Genomic DNA, 21524 nt, shown 5'->3' on the forward strand with positions numbered 1-21524 from the left:
CGGCGATGAAACTGCTGTCACGTTCGCGGGGAATCGACGCGTTCCCCCTGACCGGCGGGAAGTGGCGTGATCGGCTCGCGCCGGCCAGGACCCTGTCGGATCTGTTCGAGAAACGCTGGATGGAGGGCGCGGTCCCGCTCGGTCTGGCCCTGTCGCTCAGCCTGCTGTTCGTCTTCTTCACCCCGGTCGGACCGGCCGATTCCCCGATCATCATGGACGAGGTCTCGGAGAAGGGACTGCTGGCCATCGGACTGACCGTGGTGCTGGTGTGCGGCGGCATCGATCTGTCGGTCGGCTCGATGGTCGGTCTGACCGCGATCGGCGCGATGGTCGCCTCCCGCGCCTGGGACTGGCCGATGGCGGTCGTCGCACCGGGCACGGTGGTGTTCGGCGCGCTGCTCGGCAGTGTGAACGGCTACTTCATCGCCTACCGGAAGATGCGGCCGTTCATCACGACCCTGGTCACCCTCGTGGCCTTCGGTGGCGCGGCCGCCGCGCTGCAGTCGGCGTACAGCTTTCAGCTGAGCATGCCCAAGCCCGATATCGTCTGGGACTTCCTCGGCGAGGGCAGCATCGCGCTGATCCCCACCGGGTGGTTCTTCTTCGGCTGTGTGCTGATCGTGGTGCATGTCGGTCTCACCCGGTCGCGGTGGGGTTGGTGGGTCGCGGCGGTCGGCAGCGATCGGCGATCGGCACGGCGCAACGGCATCCCGGTCGACCGGGTCACTTTTCTGGTGTACGTCCTCTCGGGTGCGCTGGCGGGGTTGGCCGCCCTGCTCACCTCGGCCAGGGTCGGGCGCACCGATCCGGATGTGGGTCAGGGCTGGGAGATCATCGCGCTCACCGCGGTGGTGCTCGGCGGCGTCAGCCTCAAGGGCGGTCGCGGCTCGGTGCTGCGGGCCACCGTCGGCATCATCGTGGTGCAGGTGATCCAGCAGGCCACCGTCGCGCTGCGGCTCGAAGGTTCCTACTACACGGTCATTCTCGCGACGGCGCTGCTCGTATTCGCCGTGCTCGACCTGCAGTGGGGCAAGTACCGGCAGCGCACCGCCGACAAGCTCAAAATCGATCCCGGCCGGATCACCCTCGGCAGCCTCATCGACGTCACCGAACCGGGCACGGTCTGGACGATCAACAACAGGACGACCGATGCGCCCCCGATCGGGCTCGGCAAGATCGAGGGCGCCGAGGACTGCGCGGTCGATCCCGAGGGCAATGTCTACTGCGGTGACCGTCGCGGCTGGGTGTGGCGATTCCGCGCCGACCAGCCCGACGAAGGCGAGATCTTCGCGCGCACAGGCGGTTTCCCGCTCGGCCACGGGTGGGACCGTGACGGGCAGCTACTCGTGGCGGTCGGCGGCATGGGGATCTACCGGATCTCCCCGGACGGTGAATCCGAGCCGATCGCGACGAAGGTCAGGCGCAGCCGCTTCTCGCTGCTCGACGATTCCGGTCTCCGCGCCGTCGACGATCTCGATGTGGCCCCGGACGGTTCGATCTACGTATCGGACTTCTCGACGCGAAGCAACGCCGCCGAATACCTGGTGGAACTGGTGGAATCGCGGTCCAACGGCCGCGTGGTACGGATCGATCCCGACGGCAGCACCGAGGTCGTCGTCTCGAACAGTGTGTTCCCCAACGGAATCTGCACCTCGCACGACGGCCAGTCGATCCTGATCGCCAGCACCGGCCTGTGCCGAGTGGACCGGCTCTGGATCGCCGGACCCAAACAGGGGCAGCTCGAACCGGTGCTGGAGAACCTGCCCGGCAACCCCGACAACCTCAACCGCTCCTCCGACGGCAACTACTGGCTGCCGTTCGTATCGATGCGCACGCCGATGTCGGACCTGCTCAACCGCTATCCGGCCGTGCGCAGGCGGATGACCCAGGAGGTGCCGCTGGACAGCTGGGTCGTCCCGCAGCTCAACGTGTCGTGCGTGATGAAGTTCAACGATCGTGGCGAAATCCTTCAGGTGCTGTGGGATTCGTCGCTGGCGAACTACCCGATGGTCACCGCGGTCAAGGAACGGGCCGGTCAGCTCTACCTGTGCGGTGTGAGCAACAACCGCATCGGCCGGCTGACGCTGGACTCCAGCGAAGTCGGGTCGATCGATCCGGCCGCAGTACCGGGCCTGATCGTGCCCGGACGACCGATGGTGGAGGTACAGCGATGAACCGCACGATCAGTGCGCTGAAGGAATGGCTGAACCCCGACTGGGCGCGACACCGCACGGTGCCGCCGTTCGAAGCGGGGCTACGGCCGAACCGTCGACTCGACGAAGGCGAAACCCTGCTCCCCGCCGCCGAGTTCGAGCCCGACGACGTGGTCATCCGTGACTCCGGCGAATTCGTCTTCTCCAGCGGCGACAGCATTTTCACGCTGACCGATGGGGTTGTCGCGCCGCTGGTGACGCTCGGCGGGCAAGTCGGAAGCCTGCTGGCGGTGCAGGACCGGTTGGTCGCCGCGGTCGAGGGCGTCGGCCTGGTCACCATCGATGCGGCGGGAACGGCGCACGACCTGTGCACCGACCCGGAGCTGGCTGTCTGCGTCACTGATCTGACACTGCTGCCCGACGGCATCGTGCTGGCCACCATCGGCTCGAGCGCGGTCCCGGACTGGGGCGCCGCCTTGGTCGCCGACGACCGCAAAGGGCGCATCGTGCGGGTCGACGGGTCGCGCGCGGAGGTGGTGGCAGAAGGCCTCGGGTGGCCCGGCGGCATCGAAACTGCCTCGGACAACGAGGTTCTGGTATCGCTGGGCTTCGATCATCGGATCGAGCGACGTGCGTCGAATGCGCTGGGTAAACCGGGAATACCGGTGGGGGCGAACCTGCCGATCTACCCCGGCCGCATCGCCGCCACCACGGACGGCTGGTGGGTCGCGGCGCCCTATGCGCGCAACCGCTTCACCGAATTGCTGCTCGACGAACCCGAATTGCTGCGCGAGATGACCGCGACGATCCGTCAGGACCAATGGTTCGTCCCCCGGCTGCGGTGCCCGGACCCCTACACCGACACCCTGCAACTGGGTCAATTGCGGGTCCACGGCGTGATCAAACCGTGGGCGCCTGCCCGGTCCTACGGTCTGGCGTTCCGCATCGATCAGCGCGGTCGGATCACCGAAAGCGTGCATTCGCGCGCCGACAGCGACCGCCACGGGGTCACCGGCGTCGCGTCACGTGACGGCCGAATAGTGGTGGCGGCGCGTGGATTCCGCAACCTGCTCGCGCCGCGAACAGTGAACGAAAGGTGAGTACGGTGGCAGACAGCGACACCGCCGTTGCCGAGGAGCCGGTGATCCGGCTCAGCGGTATCAGCAAGCATTACAGCGGAACCTACGCGTTGCGCGATGTCGACTTCGAGGTCCGACCGGGCGAGATCCACGCCCTGCTCGGCGAGAACGGCGCGGGCAAGTCCACGCTGGTGAAGGTGATCTCGGGCGCGATCGAACACGACGCGGGCACGCTGCTCGTCACCGGTCGTATGCGCAACTTCAGTACCCCCAAGGAATCCGCCGAGGCGGGGGTCGCGATGGTGTACCAGGAGGGCTCGCTCGTCGAGTCGATGACGGTGGCACAGAACCTGTTCCTCGGTGACGAGAAACCGTTCAACAATCTCTCCCAGCTCAATGTGGTGGCACGAGAACTGCTGGAATCACACAACTTCCACATCCGGCCCGAGGTGACTGCGGGCGCGCTCGGCATCGCCCAGAAACAGATGGTGGAGATCGCCCGCGCGGTGCATCGCGATGCCAAGGTGGTCATCCTCGACGAACCGACCGCGTCGGTGACCCCGGAGGAACGACTGCAACTGTTCCTGTCGATGCGCAGGCTCAAGCGCCAGGGGATCGGGGTCGTGTTCATCACCCACATGCTCGACGAGGCCTTCGAGGAAGCCGACCGGATCACTGTGCTGCGCGACGGCGAGGTACAGGGCACCCTCGACAAACCTGACTTCGACCGCACCGAGGTGGTGCGGATGATGGTGGGGCGCAGCGTGGAATATCAACGGGTGCCACCGAATCGGGAACCCGACCCGGCCCCGGTGCTCGAGGTCGACGACATCACGCTGCTGCCGGTAGTGCGCAACATGTCGTTCTCCGCGCACCCGGGGGAGATCGTCGGCATCTACGGGCTGGTCGGCGCCGGGCGCAGCGAGACCGCGATGATCGTCAGCGGGGTGACCAAGCGCAGGAGACTGCGCGGCGGCACAGTGCGGCTCAACGGCAGGAACGTGCGGTTCAGGACACCGCGTCATGCCCGCCGGGCCGGGCTGGTCTACATCACCGAGGACCGCAAGGCATCGGGCTTCTTCGGCCACTTCTCGATCGCGGACAATATCTATTTCGGGCACCTGTGTAGTGCGGCGAGGCTGCCACTGCTGGTTCGCCCCGGCGAACGCAAGTCGGTGGCGCAGCGCTTCGTCGAGCGGTTCCATGTGCGGACGCTGCAACCCGGCCGCGCCAAGCTCGAGGAGCTCAGCGGCGGTAACCAGCAGAAGGTGGTGCTCGCCAAAGGCTTGACCCGTCAGCCGCTGGTGGCGATCATCGACGAGCCGACCCGCGGCGTCGACCTCGGCACGATCACCGAGATCCACACGATGATCCGTGCGCTGGCCGACGACGGTGTCGCGGTGGTAGTGATCTCGTCGTACCTGCCCGAGATCCGGGCGCTCTCGGACCGCATCCTGGTGGCCAAGCAGGGCAGCATCGTGGCGGAGTTCGATCCGGCCGAGGCCGACGACGCGAAGCTGATGTTCGCGGCGGTGCACTGAGGGGGAAGGATTTCTCCCAGGAACAGAGTCGTCCTGTCGCGCGCTCGCCGAATCGCGGAGGCTGATGTCACCGGAACGATCCCCCAGCGAACCGAGGACATCATCGTGCAGAACATCGAATTCTCGAACGCCAGGATCACCATGGCGGGCGACCTGTTCCTCCCGGAGAACTTCTCCGCTGACCAGTACTACCCGGCCATCGTGTGCGTGCACCCCGGTGGCGGCGTCAAGGAGCAGACCGCGGGTCTGTATGCCGAGAAACTGGCGGCCCAGGGTTTCGTGACCCTGGCCTTCGACGCCTCCCACCAGGGTGAGAGCGGTGGGATCCCGCGCCGGCTGGAAGATCCCTTCGCCCGGGTCGAGGACATCCGCGCCGCGGTCGACTACCTGTCCATCCTCGACTTCGTCGACGCGGACCGGATCGGTGCGTTCGGCGTGTGCGCCGGCGGCGGCTACGCCATCGATGCCACCAAGACCGACCGCCGGATCAAAGCCGTCGGCACGGTCAGTCCGGTCGATATCGGCGCGACGTTCCGCAAGGGCTGGGACGGTTCGCTGCCGCTCGAAGCGCAGATCGCCACGCTCGACGCTGTCGCGGGTCAGCGCGCGATCGAAGTGGCGGGCGGTGACATCGCCGAGATCGCGTACGTGCCCGAGACCCTGGACGCCACCACCCCGGCGGACATGGTCGAAGCGCACGAGTACTACCGGACCCCGCGGGCACAGCACCCGAACTCGGACAATCGGATGCTGTTCACCGCCAGCGTCACCCGGATCTTCGACTACGACGCCTTCGCGGGTGCTGAGTTCCTGACCCAGCCGGTACTGCTGGTCGCTGGCTCCGCGGCGGGTTCGCTGTGGCAGGCGGAGCGACTGAACAAGCGCATTCCGGAGAACACCGACCTGGTGCTCGTCGAAAACGCGGGGCACGTGGGTCTCTACGACCGACCCGAGTACGTCGACCAGGCCATGGCCGCCCTGACCCCGTTCTTCGAGACCAATCTCTGATTCTTGCCGGTGGCTTGTTCCGGAATGCTTGCGCGCTTTGTCAATGTGATATTGAATATATTATCTATCTAAGAATCGGGCTCCCGCTCGATCCGGAACGAAGGGTGATGTCATGAGTGGTGAGCATCTGGCCAAGACCGCGCGGCGTGTGATCGCGGGGCTCGACGCCGACGGTAAGTCGACTGTCGCGATCGATGAGAACACCGCGACGCGGGTCGCGTTGCCCGCGTTCACGGTCAACGATGTGTGGCGGGTGGATGCACTGCCTGCGGCGATGGCCGATGGTGACACCTTGGCCGCCGACGTGGAGCTGGATCCGCCTGCCGCCGGTGTCGTCGTGCGTCTGGCGACCTTCCCGCCGGATGCCGAGATCGATCCGGCGGTGTACGCGGAGTCGATCGGCAATCTGCACGGTGAGGACGCCAAGGCCGAGGACGATGCGATTGTCGGCCTGCACGCGACGGAGACGGTCGACATCGCCACCATCATCGACGGCGAGATCTACGCGATCTACGAAACGGGGGAGACGCTGCTGCGCCCGGGCGACACTGTGATCAATCGCGGCATCAAGCACGCCTGGAGCAACCGGACCGACAAGCCGGTGACGATGGTCGCCGTCATGCTGCCTGCCAAGCACTGACCGCATCACGGCGGTAGGTTGCGCGCGAGGCGAAGGTCCGGTCTGCCGGCCACCCGCTGAGTCCATTTGCACGCACAGGGTTCGGGAATCGTCACAGATTCCCGGGCCCTGCTTGTGTTTTCGGACAATCCAGGCCTCTCGAAATGTATTCAGGATCATATATTGTGCGATATTGTGACCTGAGTCGCTCGGCAATGCCGCCGTGGTGGAGCGTTGAAGGAGAACGAGATGGATAGTCCGGCCCCGCGCCAGAAAAGCGGCCTCGTCGTGGTCATGCTGTGTTTCCTGACGATCGTGGCCGACGGCTACGACTTGATCGTCTACGGAGCCACCGTCCCCAGCCTGCTCGACGAACCCGGATGGGAGATGACCGCCAGCACCGCCGGTCTGATCGGCAGCTGGACACTGTTCGGTCTGATGGTCGGGTTCCTGCTCGCGGGTCCGCTGGCTGATCGGGTCGGTCGCCGCAAGGTCATGATGGCGGGTGTCGTCTGGTTCTCCGCCGGCTGCGCGATCTGCGCGCTGGCCACCTCACCGGAATTCCTCGGCGCCGCCCGGTTCTTCACCGGCATCGGCCTCGGCGGCGTCGTGCCGTCGGCGGTCGCGTTGACGATGGAGTTCGCGCCGCGCAACCGCAGGCAGATCTACAACGGCATGATGCTGACCGGCTACTCCTTCGGCGGCATCATCGCCGCGCTCGTCGCGATCGCACTGCTGCCCGACCACGGCTGGCGCGTGTTGTACGCGGTCGGTGCCCTGTGCGTGATCGTGGTGCCCGCCATGTACTTCTGGCTGCCCGAATCGGTGAACTCCCTGGTGTCGCGTGGCAAGGACGCCGAGGCCGCGGAAGTCGCTCGCGCCTACGGTCTCGACATCGGCGCGGTGCGGGCCGAACAGCTGATCCAGCGCACCGCCACCGCGAACGGGGAGAAGGCGAGCGGATTCCGGATGCTGCTGACCCGGAAGTATCTGCCGTCGCTGCTGCTGTTCGTCGTGGTCTGCATCTGCGCCCAGCTGATCGGCTACGGCTTGAGCACCTGGTTGCCGGTGCTGATGCGCGAGGCGGGCTACCCACTGGGATCCTCGTTGCAGTTCCTGCTGGTTCTGCAGGTCGGCGCCGTGATCGGCATGATCGGCGGTTCGATGCTGGCCGACCGATACGGCTCCCGGCGGGTTCTCGTGCCGTTCTTCCTCATCGGTGCGATTTCGCTGCTGGTGCTCAGCCGTAAGGTCGATACCGCGGTGCTGATGGTCGCGGTAGCGGGGGCCGGGCTCGGCTCCATCGGCAGCAGCTCACTCGCATACGGCTATGTCGCCGCGAAATACCCCGCTTCGTGCCGCGGGTCCGCGGTGGGGGCGAGCATGGGACTGGGGCGTATCGGTTCGATCCTCGGGCCGTCCATCGGTGGGTGGATCGTCGGTTCCTCGCTGGCGACCCACTGGAACTTCTACGCCTTCGCGGTGCCCGCGGTGATCGCCGCCGTCATCGTGATCCTGATGCCGGCCTCGACAGTCGATGACGAAGTCGCCGAAGTGCGCGCTCCCGACGTCGAGCCGGATCGCAAGCCCGGCGGTCTCGTCGTCGAGCAAGCGGGCTGATAGGCCGGGCATCGTCTAGGACGCCATCGCGTCGGCGGGCAGGCGGACCAGGCCGAGGCGATCGCATCGCCGGATCAACGGTGTGAGGATGCGATCGGCCTCGGCCGTGCGGTCGGCCCGGCGCAGGGCGTTGCCGAGCAGCAACCCGGCGCGCAGCGCGGCCAGCGGCCTGCGCTGCGCGTCTATCTCGGCGACCGAGTTCTCTGCGCGCTCGATCGCCGACCGGAGCTGATCCGTCGCCAGCAACAAACGGATCGCGGAGTCCTCATCGAATTCATCGATGGCCGTATCGATTCCGTCGTCGCGCCGGATCGTGCGCGTGTCCATCAGCCTGTCCGTCACGGTCGGATCGAGTTCGACGCCCAGACGCACCCGTTCGTTGCGGATCCGTGCGGCCAGGCGCGGCAGGTTCAGGCGTTCGGCATGCGACATCCCCTCGTCGAGGAGTTGCAGCGCGCCGTCCCGGTCGCCGCGCAGGGCTCGTACCCGCGCACCGGTCGCGTAGGTGGCGAGCATGAAGTCCACTCCGCCGCCGCCTTCGGCGGACAGCTCTCTGCTCTGCTCCAATAGATCTGTCGCGATGTCGAGATCTCCAGTCTCATAACGTAATTCGCCCAGTAGTGCGGACGCGAGGCGAGTCGCGTGGGCGGCGGCTCCCATGGTCGTGCGTGCGGTGTCGAGCGCGGTCGTGAACAGGTCGTCCGCGCCGGTGATGTCGAGCTGTTCACGGGCGGCCACCCCCGCGAAACAGCGGCCGTACACCGACAGGAACGGGCCGGTCGCCTCGTGGTACGGCGCCGCCCAGAGCTGCCATCGGCGCGCCTCGGCGAAGTCGAAGCGCTGGATCGCCGCGAAGCTGGCGATATTGGCCGCCACCCCGGGAATTCGTGGGGAGAAGTCGTCGGGCCGGGCCAGTGCGTCACCGATCAGGCCGTCCAGCTCTGACACCCGGTCGGCGAACATCTCTCGGACACTGATCGCGACATCGGCTTCCGCGCGTAGATCGGTGCGTTCGGGTTCGGCGGGTGGGGCCGCGGCCAGCGCGGTCTCGAAGCGGGCTAGGGAGGACGCGGTGGCCGCGGGTCTGCGCAGGACAAGGTTGACCCAGACGCCGAAAAGCTGGATACGGGGCCTGGCCCGGCACACCCCAGCGGGCAGCTTCGCCAGGATGCCTTGCAACATCACCACTCTCGACCGCTCCAGCAGGTAACCCGCGCCCTGCTCGACGAGTTCGGCCGCGCGTTCGGGATTTTCCGCGGCAAGTGCCTGGTCGACCGCTTCGTTGAGCAGGTGATGATGCGCGAACCAGTCGGCGGCTCACAGCCGCAGTGCTGCGATCTCGGCCGGGCGGTCCTGTGCGAGTCTGCGGCACAGATAACCAGCGAACAACTGGTGGTAGCGGTACCAGTCGTGGGCGGGACCGGTGGGAAGCAGGAACAAGCCACGGTCGGCGATGTCGGCGAGGAGGTCGGCGGCATCGGTGCGGCCGGTCAGCGCGATGGCCAGTCCGGCGCAGATCCGCTCGCAGATCGAGGTCGTCATGAGGAATTCGAGGGTGTCCGGATCCAGTGCGCCGAGCACGTTCTCGGCCAGGAACGCCCCGATATCGGGGTGCGTGGCAAGGCTGTCGAGTAGGCGCGCCGGGTCCTCGCCTGCACGCAGCGACAGCACTGTCAGCTGCAGTGCCGCGACCCAGCCGTCGGTGGCGCCGACCAGCGCGGTCACCTCGTCGGCGGCCAAGTGCACACCGCGGGCTTCGGCGAGGAACGCGTGTACTTCGTCGGGATTGAAACGTAGTGTCGTGGCGTCGATTTCGGCGAGTTCACCGTGGATGCGCAGACGACTCAACGGCAGGTCGAGACGCTCGGTACTCGTGACGACGAGGGGCAGATGGTGACAGCCGTGCTCGAGCAGGAATCGGACCGCGTCCACCGAGGCGGGAGCGGTGACCCGTTGCCAGTCGTCGAGGATCAGCGCCCCCGCCGGTCGTCGGCGTGCAGACCGTCGACGAGTGCGGTCAGCACGGCACGGGCCGGGTCGTCGGGGTTGGCTTCCAGCAGCCGGTCGAGGTCGTCGGCGAGCACGGGGACCGTGGGTCGGATCGCCTCGGCGAGGTGGGTGAGGAACCAGGAGACATTGTCGTCGTCCTCGTCGACGGTCAGCCACGCGACCGCGGCGCCGTGCTCGACCAGCTCGTCGTGCCACTGGGCGGCCACTGTGGTTTTGCCGAAACCGCTGGGCGCGTGGATCGCGGTGAGCCGGGTGCGTTCGGTGGTTCGCAAGTGCTCGAGCAGGCGCTTTCTGGCCAGAGTCGCCCGCGCCGGAGTCGGCGGGCGATATTTCGTGGCGGGTGTGGGAGGTGCGGTGGTGCGGTCGCGGGCCCGCGCTGCCGGTGCTATCGGCACCGCAACGGGCCGCTGGGTATCGGGGACTCGCAGGACATCGACCGGGCTGCCGGTACTGCGCTGGGCCGCAACCAGTTCCGCGCCGAGCGCAGCAGCGCTGTCCGGCCGGTCGGCGGGGTCGGTCGCCATCGCGTGCTCGATGACGGCTCTGACCTCGTCGGGTACATCCTGGTCGGTGAGATCGGGGCCGCGCTGCGCGGAGACTCGCAGGAACTGCGACAACACCTGCTCGCCGACGCGCCGCTCGTAGGCGACGTGACCGGTGAGCGCGCAGAACAGTGTGGCGCCCAGGCCGTACACGTCGGCGGCAGCGGTGGCCTGCGCTCCGCGCAGTACTTCCGGCGCGGCGAAAGCGGGGGAGCCGGTGACGATTCCGGTGGTCGTGTGGAACCCGCCCTGGATCCGGGCGATTCCGAAATCGGTGAGTTCGGGTTCGTTGTAGTCGCTGAGCAGGATGTTGGACGGTTTCACGTCGCGGTGCAGGATGTCGGCCCGGTGCGCGGTCTCGAGCGCGCCCGCCATCTTCACGCCCAAGCGTAGTGTCGCCGCCCAGTCCAGCGGGCCGACGGTGTGGATGCGTTGTTCCAACGAGCCCCGCGCGTGATACGGCATCACCAGGTAGGGGTGCCCGCCGCGGGTGGTGCCGGCTTGGAAGACCGCGACGATGTAAGGATGACCGGACAGCCTGCCCATCGCCTGCTGTTCGCGGACGAAGCGCTGCAATCCGTCGGGATCGAGCTCGGCGGTCAGTACCTTCACCGCGACCACGCGGTCCAGATCGGGCTGGACGCAGCGGTAGACCACACCGAAACCGCCGCGTCCGATCTCCTCGGCGTCCTCGAAGCCCTCGGCGGTCAGTTCCGCCGCGATCCCCGTGGCCGGGCTGCGCTGCGTCGGCAAGTTGTCGGCCATCTCGGCTCGATTCGGTGCGGCCTTGTGGCGGTACGCTGGTGCGCCCGCCCTCTACCGAGGATAGCCCCGGTGTCGACCGTATTCGACGATGTCAGGCGCGTTTCGGCCGGTAGTGCAGCCACCGGTATCTGGCGCGTTCGCGCGGTGTCATCCCGCCCCAGATACCGTGTGGCTCGTTCGCGGCGACAGCGTGGTCCCTGCAGTGGGTCAGGACCGGGCAGCTCGCGCAGATCTTCTTGGCGGCCAGCAATTTCCGGGACTCGTGGCTGGTGTCGTAGAAGTCGTTGACATCGTACGCGCGGCAGGTGGCGTGCATCTGCCAGGCCCAGGTCTCCGCGCGCGGGGCGGGCAATTGCAACGCGTACACGCTCCCTCTGCTCATCGCGCACCACCGTCGGCGGCCACCTGCGCGCGCCGATGCGCGGCAGCGGCCAGTTCGTGTTCGCGGGCGCTGTCGGGTCCGCCCAGCCCGGCCAGATGGTCGTGCAGCCGTGCCTTCGCCGCATACCAGGAGGCGAGTGTCTCCGCACTGGCGCCGCGGGAGGGGCGGCTCAGGCACAAGGCGGTCATTTCGATCAGCACGTTCATGGTCGGTCCTCCGACTCGCGGGATCAGTCGTAGACGACGACTCCACGCAGATTGCGGCCGGCGTTCATGTCGGCGAAGCCCTGCGTGATGTCGTCGAGGGAGTAGCGGGTGGTGACGAGTTCGTCGAGTTTCAGCGAGCCCTGCTGATACATCGCCAGCTGCGCGGGGATGTCGGCGGTGGGGGAGCTCGCGCCGAAGAGCGAGCCCTGCAGACGCTTCTGGTACAGCGTGAGCTCGTGCAGGTTGATGTCGCCCGCGCCGACGGTGGCGTCGCCGAGCCCGACGGCGACACAGGTGCCTGCCTTGCGTACGGCGCCGAGCGCCTGGCCGACATGGCGTCCGGTGGTGATGCCGACTGTGACGATCGAGGAATCAGCACCTTGCCCGTTGGTCATCGAGCGTGCCAGTTCGGCCGCTTCGTCGATGTCGGCGACGGCGTGGGTGGCGCCGAGTTTCAGTGCGGAGTCGCGCTTGAACGCGACCGGGTCGACGGCGATCACGGCTGATGCGCCGGCATGGGCCGCGCCCTGGACCGCGTTGATCCCGATACCGCCGATGCCCATGACGATCACGACATGCCCGGGCTTCACCTCGGCCGAGTTCACCGCTGCGCCCCAGCCTGTCCCGACACCGCAGCCGGTCAGGCACGCGACGTCGAGCGGGATCGACGGATCGATCTTGATGGCCGAGACCGCCGACACGGTGGTGTACTCGCAGAAGGTGCCGAGCCCGGCGAGCTGACCGGTGGGTGCCCCGTCGAGGGAGAGCCGATACGAGGTGGGGTCGTCGAAGCGCGCGCCGGTGGCCAGGAACGCGCCGAGGTCACACAGGTTCTGATGGCCGTGTGCGCACCATCGACAACGGCCGCACACCGGCAGGAAGGAGAACACGACATGGTCGCCCTCGGCGAAGCCCTTGGTGCCGGGACCGACCGCCTCGACGACACCCGCGCCCTCGTGTCCCCCGGCCAGCGGAAGGATGCCGGGCGTCTGGGTGCCGACCGCGAAATGATCGTCGGAGTGGCACAGGCCGGCGGCGGCCATCTTCACCCGGATCTCGCCGGGGCGCGGGTCCTCGACCTCGAGTTCGACGATCTCGTAGGCACCGGGTGATTGCCGGAGTACCGCGCCCCGGGTCAGCATGACGTCTCGTTTCGATCCAACTGCCACATGGGGGTGTCCACTCCTCCGGGAAAGAGAATATTCAACATAATATAATATAAGTGTCGCATGGCGCTGATCTGCGCGTCAACGATTCGGTGAGGTCGGGGCCGATTTCTCAGTTGCCGATGGATGGATCAATTCCGATTTCGCCATCCGCCGTCGTGCCGAAGAACGCGGGCAGGTCGACGGCGCGGTGGGTGTTGGCCAGTGCCGATACCGTCGCGGTGCCGAACACTCCGGTGCGGTCGAACGCGACAGCGGTGCCCACGGAGATCCCGGCGTGCTCGATCCGGTCGGTGGCCGAGAACCCGACCGCGGTGCCCAACGGCAGGCGGACCAGCGCGAGCGTGATGTCGGCATTGATGAATTCCAGCCCGTTGCTGCCGAGATTGGCCACCACGTTCACCACGTCGGCGATCCCGGCGGTGAGCTGAAACGGTGTGATCGGCTCGCCCTCGACCACCGGGATCGGGTCGTGCCAGACCTGCTTACGCGCGTCGTTCTGCGCCTGTGCCGCATCGCCCCATCCGGAGCCTTCGCTGAAGTACAAGCGGTGACCCTGTGTCATCGACGCGCCCAGTGGTGGAGGCTCGGGGCGGGCGCCGCCGGACCAGACCGCACCGGGCGGGCTCTCGCTCGGCGCGAGGAACAGTGCCGAGGCGCGGGCGACCGGTCCGCCGTCTTGATGTAGGACCGTGTCGATCAGGCACAGGCGCTTTCCTTCCCGCACGATGGTCGCCGAGGTGGTGCAGGGGCGTCGCCTGGCCGGTCGGTACAGGTCCAGGGTCCACCTGACCGGCTGCAAGTCGGTGCGGCCGATGTCGGCGACAGCGCGCTCGGCCGCGCGAGCCAGCGCCGAACTGATGGCGAGTCCGCGCAGATGATCCACGCCCCAGCCGCTCAGTGCTTCTGTTTGCGGTACCAGTTCCGCACCTGTCCGGCCTGGCTCCGTGCGGAAGAAAGCTGACGTCATAGTGATCCTCTCCACCATTTAGGGCATGATATTAAATATATGATACCGTCAGATATGCGTCCATAGACCTCCCGAGGTCCTTCTGACCCCCTGCTCGGGGACCTCGGGCGCCGGCGTCGATCACCGACGCGTACGTCACATCCGTGCGTGGAAACCCTCCGGTGATCGACGCCGTTCCATGGGTCGACGATGCGCGACAGTGTGTCCGAGACGCATAATGCATAACGTGCCGAACGACAATGACCCACTCCAGGCCGAATCCGCGACACGGGGGTTACCTCGCTCCGCGCATTCGCAACGCCAACAGTTGTCCGAAGACGTCGCGAGCTACGTTCGCGAGCTGATCATCTCGGGCCGGGTACGGTCCGGTGAATTCCTGCGCGCCGAGCCGATCGCCGAGGCGGTCGGCGTGAGCAACACGCCGGTGCGCGAGGGCTTGTTGTTGCTCAGCGGTGAAGGTTTCGTCGAACTCGTTCCTCGGCGTGGGTTCATGGTCTCGGCGTTCAGCAGGCAGGATGTGCGCGATCTGTTCTGGGCGCAGGCCACCCTGGCCGGTGAACTGGCCTCGCGGGCGGCGAAGTCGATCTCCCCGCGTCAGCTCGCCCACCTGGCCGACGTGATCGCTCAGCACGAGCAGGCGGTCGCCGACGGCGCCGACCTGGACCGCATCGTGGCGCTGGGCCATGAATTCCATCGCACCATCAACCTGGCGGCCGACTCGCGCAGGCTGGCGCTGTTGCTGCGCTCGATCGTCAAGCAGCTGCCCAACCGGTTCTACGGCAACATCGAGGGCCACGCGAACGAGTCGCTCGACTTCCACCCGGCCATCCTCGAAGCGTTGCAGAAGCGGCGTGCGAAGGCGGCTAGCACTTTGATGCGCGATCACATCATGTCCGGCGCCGACGAGCTCATCGTCATGCTGGAGAAGCAGGGCATGTGGTCGACCCCGGAGCGATCCACCGCATAATCCCGGTTCACCGTGATCGAGATCGGCGGTCAGAAGACGAAGAAGGGTCGGTGCCACAACCGAAAGGTAGTGGCACCGACCCTTTTCTGATGTCTAAGGGGTCATGGCGACGACGGGGCCGTCGGACATGACGACACCGGTATCGATCGATGGCGCGCCCGATGGCGCGATGCTTCCGTCCGGGCGGATCGTGTAGGTGTGGATGCGGGTCGTCATCTGGGCGGTGAGTACGTCGACGAGGTAGAGGGTCTTGCCGTCGGGATGCAGCGCGACCTGTCCAGGCAGTGTGGCGGCGGGTGCCGCGTACGGCGAACCGGGCAGCTCGGTGAGTCGGCCGTCCTCGTGCACATCGAAGCCGGCGATCGACTGGCCCATTGCATTGGGTACGTAGAGCCGTGTGCCGTCGGTTGTCACCACCGCGCCGTGTGGGACCCCATGAGTCGGGTAGGGCGAGCCGGGGGTGGGCGTCACCTGGCCGTCCTCGCCGATGACGAAGCCGGACAGGTCGAAGCCGAATTCGTTGCTCACGTAGAGATGGCGCCCGTCGGGGGTGAAACCCGGTGCCACCGGACCCAGCTTCACGGTGGTGGGGCCGAGCGGCGTCATGGTGCCGTTGCGCTCGATCGCGTAGTTGGACATGGTGTTGCCGAGATAGGTGACCACCCGCAGGAAGCGCCCGCCGGGGTCGACGGCTGCCATGCCGACGGCGCTGAAGCCGTCTACCGGCACGGTGGGAGCCCCGGACGGGGTGAGCGCGCCCGAGGCTGCGACCGCGTAGGACTCCACGTGGCCCGGTGCCCCGCCGACCACGACGAACAGTTGAGTGCCGTCGGGGCTCAGGGTCGCCGCGGTGGGCGGACCACCGACGGCGATGTCGGCACCGGGAATCGGGTGCAGGGTGCCGCTGTCGTCCAGGCGGTATCCGGTGACGCCGAAGTCGCCGACATGCGGAACGTAGACCGTGTGCCCGTCAGGAGCGATGACCAGCGAGAGAATGCCGAAGCCGGTGGCGAACGGGCTGCCCGGTACGGGGGTCAACGCGCCGTCATCGGCAACCCGCACCACACTGATGCCCATCGACGCGGTGCCCGCGACGATCATGAACCGGGAACCGGCAGCCGAGGCCACCGGCGCCGCCGCCCAGCTGAACGTGCTGAGCAAGGCGGCGATGAAAGCTAGTGCGGCACAACGAAGTAACCGGGTACCGGCCCGGGGTCGACAGGCGGCGGGTGTCGAAGTCATCGGTGATCTCCTCGATGAGATGCGGGTGCGATCGGCAGTGCGCGGAGCGCGTGACAACCCGGAACGATCACATTTTATATATGAACTTGCAATCATCGTTGTGCCGCGTGACAACGGTTCTCGCTGTTCGACGCGGGATTTCAAAACTCGCTTCGCGTAGAGATTACTGACTATATTGTGCATAATTCAGGGTGGGCGACGTGGCCCGCCGGATACGTGGAGGTATCGCCGCAGATGCTCAGGAACGCATTCACACCGCATCGAGTCGCTGTCGGTGTGGCCGCCGCGCTTGCGCTCTCGCTGTCCCCGAGCCTGGCGCATGCGGCCCCGGGCGACGCGCCGCGGTATCTGCTGGTCACCGGCACCGGTTCCTCGAACATCAGCGTCCTGCGCGTCGATGACAACGGCTCGCTCACCAAGGTGGCCGGCGCGCCGTTCGCCAGTGACACCGGCTCGCTCACCCTCGAGATCACCCCGGACGGTCGCCGCGCCTACGCCGGACACGTGGTGTCGGGCTCGATCATCGGCTACGACCTCGGCGCCGACGGCTCGCTGCACGAGATCACGGGCACGCGCATCGACTTCGGCGCCCCGGTGATCGGGGTGACGATCACCCCGGACGGTTCCCGGCTGTTCGCGACCGTCGGCTCGCTCACCACCGAGGTCCGCTCCTTCGACATCACCGCCTCCGGCGTGCTCGTGCCGACCGGCGCACCCGCCACTGCTGTACCCGGGATGAGCGGGCTGAGCCTGCCGCAGGTGACTCCCGACGGGCGCAATTTGATCGTGAGCACCTTCATCGGCGCGACGGTGACCAGCTACGCCATCGGGGCCGATGCCTCGCTGACCCAGGTCGGCGCCACGATGGCGACCGGCGAGCGGCCCGCACTGCCCGCCGTCACCCCGAACGGGCGCTACCTCTACATCAGCAACGAGGGCAGCAACACCCTGTCGGGCTATGTGATCGCAGCCGACGGCAGCCTGTCGAATGCGCCCGGTTCGCCCTACCCCACCGGCGGAACCCCGCACGGTTCGGCGATCACCGCCGACGGCACCCGTATGTACGTGCCCGCGTCGGCCGGCGGTGAGGTCGACGGCTTCCACATCGGTGCCGACGGAGCGCTCACGCCACTGCCGGGCTCGCCCTACAAGACTCCGGACGGCGCGATGCCGGGACGCCTCGTGCTCAGTCCCGACGAGGACGAACTCTTCGTCATCGACAGCCTCACGGTGAGTGGGTCGGCCCGGGTGCACACCTACACCGTCGCCGCCGACGGCAGCGTCGCCCCGTCGGGCCTGCCTGCCGCTGATACCGGCGTGGTGTTCCACGACGGTCCGTCGGCTCACCTGACCCCTGCACGATGACGCACCGCGGTGGGCCGCCCGGTCCACCGCGGCGTCCGCGTCAGCCCACCCCGAGGAGACCCGCTGTGCCATCGGCCGCATCCGAGCCGAGCGTCGAGAACGCCCGCTCCGGCAGCCCGCGTCGTCCGTTCCGTGAACGATTCGGTACCAGCGTGCGGACCCGTGTGCTGGCCATCGCGCTGATTCCGAGCGTGGTGCTGCTCGCCACGGGCGCTGTCGCGGTCACGTTGGTCGGGGTCCGGGCGCAGTCGGTCAAGGAATGGTCCGACTACCGGGGCGCGAACATCGACCCGCTGCTGCGGTTCGTGACCTCGATCCAAGCCGAGCGACTCGCCAGCGTCACCGCGCAGGACCCTTCGCCTACTACGGCCGCGGATCTGCGCGCCAGCCGCGACAACACCGACCGCGCGATCGCGGAGACCGCCCGTATCGCGTCGTCAGCCCAGAACCTGGACCAGGACACCGGCGCGGAATCCATCAAGGCGCTGGGCGATCTGATCGGGCGTATGCAGGTGATCCGAGAGTCGGTCGACAGCAGGCGAGCGACCACAGGCGACGTGGACCAGTACTTCACCGATCTGATCGCCGCGGTGCTCGGCGCGGGTCAGGAGTCGGCGCGATTGAAGTCGTCCGACACCACGACGATGGATGCCGAGCTGACCTCGCTCGAGCTGCTGCGGGCGGCCGAAAGTCATTCGCGGGTGGTCGGTCTCGTTGCCGCGGGCGCGGCCAACGGCATGCCTTCGCTGAGGGAACGGCGAACGCTCGCCCAACATATCGGCGTGTACCGCAAGCAGTTCGACCTCATCGACACCCGCTTGTCGCCGGAGGTACGGACCAGCGTGCGCGCCCTGACCACCGGTACCGACTGGCGTCTGGGCACCACCGGCGAGGACGAGATGTCCGAGCGGGGCATGCTGACCATGCCGGCCGAAGAATGGCTGGCAGCCGAGCGCGCGGTGGACACCCGAGTCATCGCGGTGATCCGCGATCAGTTCAGGGTGACGGTCGACGCGACCAGCGCGGCAGCTGACCGGATGATCAACCAGCTGCTGATCCTCTCGGCCATCATGCTCGTTGTCACCTTCTTCGCGGTCTCGGTGTCGCTGGTACTGGCCAATCGGCTGCTGCGGCGGCTGCGCACCCTGCGTTCGGCCAGTCTCGATCTCGCCAACGAACGACTGCCCGCGCTGATCCGCCGCATCCACAACGGCGAGCAGGTCGACGCGGAGGCCGAAACCGCCGTGGTCGACCGCGGCCGTGACGAGATCGGTCAGGTCGCCGAGGCATTCGCCGCGGCACAGCGCACGGCGATCGAGACCGCGATCGGCGAGGCGAGCACCCGCAACGGCTTCAACAAAGTGTTCCTCGACATCGCGTTCCGCAGCCAGGCGCTGGTCCGCCGACAGCTCGATGTGCTCGATGTCGCCGAGGCCCGCCAAGACGACCCGGAGGATCTGGAACTGTTGTTCCAGCTCGACCACCTGGCCACCCGCGCGCGTCGCAACTCCGAGAACCTGCTGATCCTGGGTGGGCGTTCACCCGGCCGCCGCTGGCGTAACCCGGTGGCGCTCGAGGAGATCGTGCGCAGCGCCGTGTCCGAGACCGAGGGCTACGCGCGAGTGAGCGCCGTCCGGCTGCCCGCGATGCGAGTGCTCGGTACTGCCGTGGCCGACCTCGTCCACCTGCTGGCCGAGCTGATCGACAACGCGACCGCGTTCTCGCCGCCGGACGCGCCGGTGGCGGTGCACGGCAACTCGGTCGGCAGGGGAGTGGTGGTCGAGGTCGACGACCAGGGCCTCGGTATCTCCTTCGAGGAGCGTGAACGCCTCAACGCGCTGCTCGCCGAGCCTCCGCAGTTCCACGAGATGGCGTTGTCGGGACATCGTCACCTCGGTTTGTTCGTGGTGAGCAGGCTCGCCGCGCGCCACGGTATTTCGGTGACCCTGCAGGAATCTCCGTACGGCGGCGTGCGGGCGATCGTGTTGGTGCCGTGGGCCGTGCTCGAGGCCGGTGACGACAACCCGACAGTGGCGGTGGAACCGGTGCGCGGGCGTGATGTCGTGCACCGAGTGCCCGGCGCAACCGCATTGCCGGGTGCGCCACGACCTGATCCGCACCCGGCACCCGCCCTGCCGGACCGGGTCGGACGCACGACTGCCGTGGGGCACAACGGATATCCCGTCGAGCAGGCCGACCGGCGGCCTGCCCTGCCGAAACGCGATCGACTCACCCATCTGTCGCCTCAGCTCAGCGTCGATGTCGAGGAAACCGACACGCGCCCAACGGCTCCCGAGTCCCAGCGAGTACGCGCACCCGAAACGGTGCGCGCCGCGATGAGCGGGCTGCAACAGGGCACGCGTCGGGCACGTGGCCGATCACCCCATACCCACCCCTAGAACGGTCTGAACATGAACGAGGACATGACAGCTCGCCAAGCTCCGGCCGGCACGCTGGACTGGCTGCTCACCAGTCTGGTGAAAACGACGTCGGGCGCCGAACAGGCGGTGGTGCTGTCCGCGGACGGCCTGGCGCTGGCCGGGTCGGCCGGTATCGAGCGCGAGGACGTCGAGCACCTCGCCGCCATGGCGTCAGCGTTGCACAGCTTGGCTCGTGGCGTCGGCACGCGCTTCTCCAAGGGTGCGTTGCATCAGACCGTGGTCGAGCTCGAGCACGGGTACCTGTTGGTCACCGAAGCCGGGCACGGCGCGTGCCTGGCATTGTTGACCAGCGCCGATGCTGATCTCGGACTGATCGCCTACGAGATGAACGTCATCGTCGGGCAGGTGCGCGATCACCTGTCGGCGGCTCCGAGGAATTCGATGACCACGCGAGTGCCGTGAGTGAGGGCCCGGATGAGATGTGGGGCTACGAGGACGACGACCCGGGCCCCCTGGTTCGGCCGTTCGCGCTGACCCGCGGTCGAGCGGGCCGGGAGCTGCAGGATCTCGACATTCTGACCCTGGTGATCTCGGTCGGCTACGACTCCGATGTGAACAAGCTCGATCGCGAGTACGCCGAGATCTTCCAGCTCTGCCGCCATCGGCCGCTGTCGATCGTCGAAATCGCCGCCCACACGAAGTTGCTGATGGTCACCGTCAAAGTGCTTGTCAGCGACCTCATCGCGGCCGGTTATGTCATCTTCCGATCCCCACCACGGGCCGACGCGGGCCCTGATCCCGAACTACTGCAGGCGGTACTCGATGGCATACGTAACCTCTGACGGCCCGGCGGTCATGTCCGCCGAACTGGCGGTAAAGGTCTTGGTGGCAGGCGGATTCGGCGTCGGCAAGACGACGATGGTCGGCGCGATCAGTGAGATCACCCCGTTGCGCACCGAGGAACAGCTCACCGAGCTGAGTACCTCGGTCGACGATCTGCACGGCATCGAAGGCAAGCGGACCACCACGGTCGCACTGGATTTCGGCCGGATCACCATCAATCCCCGAGTGATCCTGTACTTGTTCGGGACACCGGGCCAGGACCGGTTCTGGTTCCTCTGGCCGGAGCTGTCACGGGGCGCGCTGGGTGCGGTGGTGCTGGTCGATACCCGCCGACTGGCCGACAGTTTCGCCGCGGTGGACTATTTCGAATCCCGGCGGATCCCGTTCGTGGTCGCGGTGAACTGCTTCGACGGTGCGGATCGCTACGAGACCACCGAAATCGGTGCCGCGCTCGGCGTGCCGACGCATGTTCCGATCCTGCTGTGCGATGCGCGAGACCGTGCGTCGTGCAAGGAAGTTCTGGTGTGCCTGTTCGAATACATCATGGCGAACTCGACTGCGGTTCGTCACCGGTCCCATTGAATTCGCCAGGCGCCCAACATCTCTAGCGCAAAATCGGATGCACAATATATTGTCCAGGTTGCAGCAATTGTGGATACAACCCC

At 67.1% G+C, this 21524-nt stretch carries 20 protein-coding genes; 12 read left to right on the plus strand and 8 right to left on the minus strand.

Annotated features, from left to right (window positions below; translation table 11 throughout):
* Positions 1-5: 5 nt before the first annotated feature.
* The 6 genes from ACFVVI_RS07660 (at position 6) to ACFVVI_RS07685 (ending at position 8020) form a co-directional block, all read left to right on the plus strand.
* Positions 6-2174, plus strand: a complete 2169-nt coding sequence (locus ACFVVI_RS07660; RefSeq protein WP_387444114.1) for an ABC transporter permease — start codon at positions 6-8, stop codon at positions 2172-2174.
* Positions 2171-3253 (plus strand): hypothetical protein, encoded by a 1083-nt coding sequence (locus ACFVVI_RS07665; RefSeq protein WP_387444116.1) that lies wholly within the window; start codon positions 2171-2173, stop codon positions 3251-3253. The genes ACFVVI_RS07660 and ACFVVI_RS07665 overlap by 4 nt, the downstream gene beginning before the upstream one ends.
* Positions 3254-3258: 5 nt before the next feature.
* Entirely contained in the window at positions 3259-4773 is a 1515-nt protein-coding gene (locus tag ACFVVI_RS07670; RefSeq protein WP_378628166.1) for a sugar ABC transporter ATP-binding protein, read from the plus strand.
* A gap of 105 nt (positions 4774-4878) precedes the next feature.
* Positions 4879-5781 carry an alpha/beta hydrolase gene (locus ACFVVI_RS07675; RefSeq protein ID WP_387444118.1) on the plus strand — a complete coding sequence of 301 codons (903 nt, stop codon included), beginning with the start codon at positions 4879-4881 and terminating at the stop codon, positions 5779-5781.
* A 112-nt stretch (positions 5782-5893) separates the two neighbouring features.
* Entirely contained in the window at positions 5894-6421 is a 528-nt protein-coding gene (locus ACFVVI_RS07680) for a cupin domain-containing protein (protein WP_378664102.1), read from the plus strand.
* Positions 6422-6649: 228 nt separating this feature from the next.
* Entirely contained in the window at positions 6650-8020 is a 1371-nt protein-coding gene (locus ACFVVI_RS07685) for an MFS transporter (RefSeq protein ID WP_378664105.1), read from the plus strand.
* Between the two features lie 15 nt (positions 8021-8035).
* On the opposite strand, the gene ACFVVI_RS07690 is transcribed toward ACFVVI_RS07685, so the two are convergent.
* From ACFVVI_RS07690 to ACFVVI_RS07720, 7 genes are all read right to left on the minus strand, one after another.
* On the minus strand, positions 8036-9202 hold the full coding sequence (locus ACFVVI_RS07690; protein ID WP_387444121.1) for a hypothetical protein: 1167 nt from the start codon (positions 9200-9202) through the stop codon (positions 8036-8038).
* A 135-nt stretch (positions 9203-9337) separates the two neighbouring features.
* Positions 9338-9952: a hypothetical protein gene (locus tag ACFVVI_RS07695; protein ID WP_387444123.1), complete on the minus strand. Its 615-nt coding sequence runs from the start codon at positions 9950-9952 to the stop codon at positions 9338-9340.
* Positions 9953-9990: 38 nt separating this feature from the next.
* Positions 9991-11337: a protein kinase gene (locus ACFVVI_RS07700; protein WP_387444126.1), complete on the minus strand. Its 1347-nt coding sequence runs from the start codon at positions 11335-11337 to the stop codon at positions 9991-9993.
* A gap of 91 nt (positions 11338-11428) precedes the next feature.
* Positions 11429-11719 (minus strand): WhiB family transcriptional regulator, encoded by a 291-nt coding sequence (locus ACFVVI_RS07705; RefSeq protein ID WP_378628177.1) that lies wholly within the window; start codon positions 11717-11719, stop codon positions 11429-11431.
* Positions 11716-11925, minus strand: a complete 210-nt coding sequence (locus ACFVVI_RS07710; protein WP_378628179.1) for a hypothetical protein — start codon at positions 11923-11925, stop codon at positions 11716-11718. Before ACFVVI_RS07710 ends, ACFVVI_RS07705 begins: the two co-directional genes overlap by 4 nt.
* Before the next feature lie 23 nt (positions 11926-11948).
* Positions 11949-13067: an NDMA-dependent alcohol dehydrogenase gene (locus ACFVVI_RS07715; protein WP_387444129.1), complete on the minus strand. Its 1119-nt coding sequence runs from the start codon at positions 13065-13067 to the stop codon at positions 11949-11951.
* Positions 13068-13203: 136 nt separating this feature from the next.
* Positions 13204-14061, minus strand: coding sequence for an acyl-CoA thioesterase domain-containing protein (locus ACFVVI_RS07720; RefSeq protein ID WP_387444132.1), 858 nt, complete (start codon positions 14059-14061; stop codon positions 13204-13206).
* Positions 14062-14287: 226 nt separating this feature from the next.
* On the opposite strand from ACFVVI_RS07720, the gene ACFVVI_RS07725 reads away from it, so the two are divergent.
* Positions 14288-15028, plus strand: a complete 741-nt coding sequence (locus tag ACFVVI_RS07725; protein WP_378664118.1) for a GntR family transcriptional regulator — start codon at positions 14288-14290, stop codon at positions 15026-15028.
* Positions 15029-15121: 93 nt separating this feature from the next.
* Here ACFVVI_RS07725 and ACFVVI_RS07730 read toward each other — a convergent pair whose 3' ends face one another.
* On the minus strand, positions 15122-16270 hold the full coding sequence (locus ACFVVI_RS07730; RefSeq protein ID WP_387444135.1) for a lactonase family protein: 1149 nt from the start codon (positions 16268-16270) through the stop codon (positions 15122-15124).
* 234 nt (positions 16271-16504) lie between these two features.
* On the opposite strand from ACFVVI_RS07730, the gene ACFVVI_RS07735 reads away from it, so the two are divergent.
* The 5 genes from ACFVVI_RS07735 to ACFVVI_RS07755 all read left to right on the plus strand — a co-directional run bounded on the left by ACFVVI_RS07735 (position 16505) and on the right by ACFVVI_RS07755 (position 21441).
* The gene (locus tag ACFVVI_RS07735) at positions 16505-17635 is read left to right on the plus strand and encodes a lactonase family protein (RefSeq protein WP_387444138.1); all 1131 of its coding nucleotides are present in this window, start codon (positions 16505-16507) and stop codon (positions 17633-17635) included.
* A gap of 65 nt (positions 17636-17700) precedes the next feature.
* Entirely contained in the window at positions 17701-20034 is a 2334-nt protein-coding gene (locus tag ACFVVI_RS07740; protein ID WP_387444139.1) for a nitrate- and nitrite sensing domain-containing protein, read from the plus strand.
* Between the two features lie 12 nt (positions 20035-20046).
* Positions 20047-20478 carry a roadblock/LC7 domain-containing protein gene (locus tag ACFVVI_RS07745; protein ID WP_378628192.1) on the plus strand — a complete coding sequence of 144 codons (432 nt, stop codon included), beginning with the start codon at positions 20047-20049 and terminating at the stop codon, positions 20476-20478.
* Entirely contained in the window at positions 20475-20858 is a 384-nt protein-coding gene (locus tag ACFVVI_RS07750) for a DUF742 domain-containing protein (protein WP_378628195.1), read from the plus strand. The genes ACFVVI_RS07745 and ACFVVI_RS07750 overlap by 4 nt, the downstream gene beginning before the upstream one ends.
* Positions 20839-21441 (plus strand): ATP/GTP-binding protein, encoded by a 603-nt coding sequence (locus ACFVVI_RS07755; protein ID WP_387444143.1) that lies wholly within the window; start codon positions 20839-20841, stop codon positions 21439-21441. Before ACFVVI_RS07750 ends, ACFVVI_RS07755 begins: the two co-directional genes overlap by 20 nt.
* The last annotated feature ends 83 nt before the right edge of the window (positions 21442-21524 follow it).

It is taken from the genome of Nocardia sp. NPDC058114, from assembly GCF_042884695.1.
In the GTDB taxonomy this organism is placed as follows: domain Bacteria; phylum Actinomycetota; class Actinomycetes; order Mycobacteriales; family Mycobacteriaceae; genus Nocardia.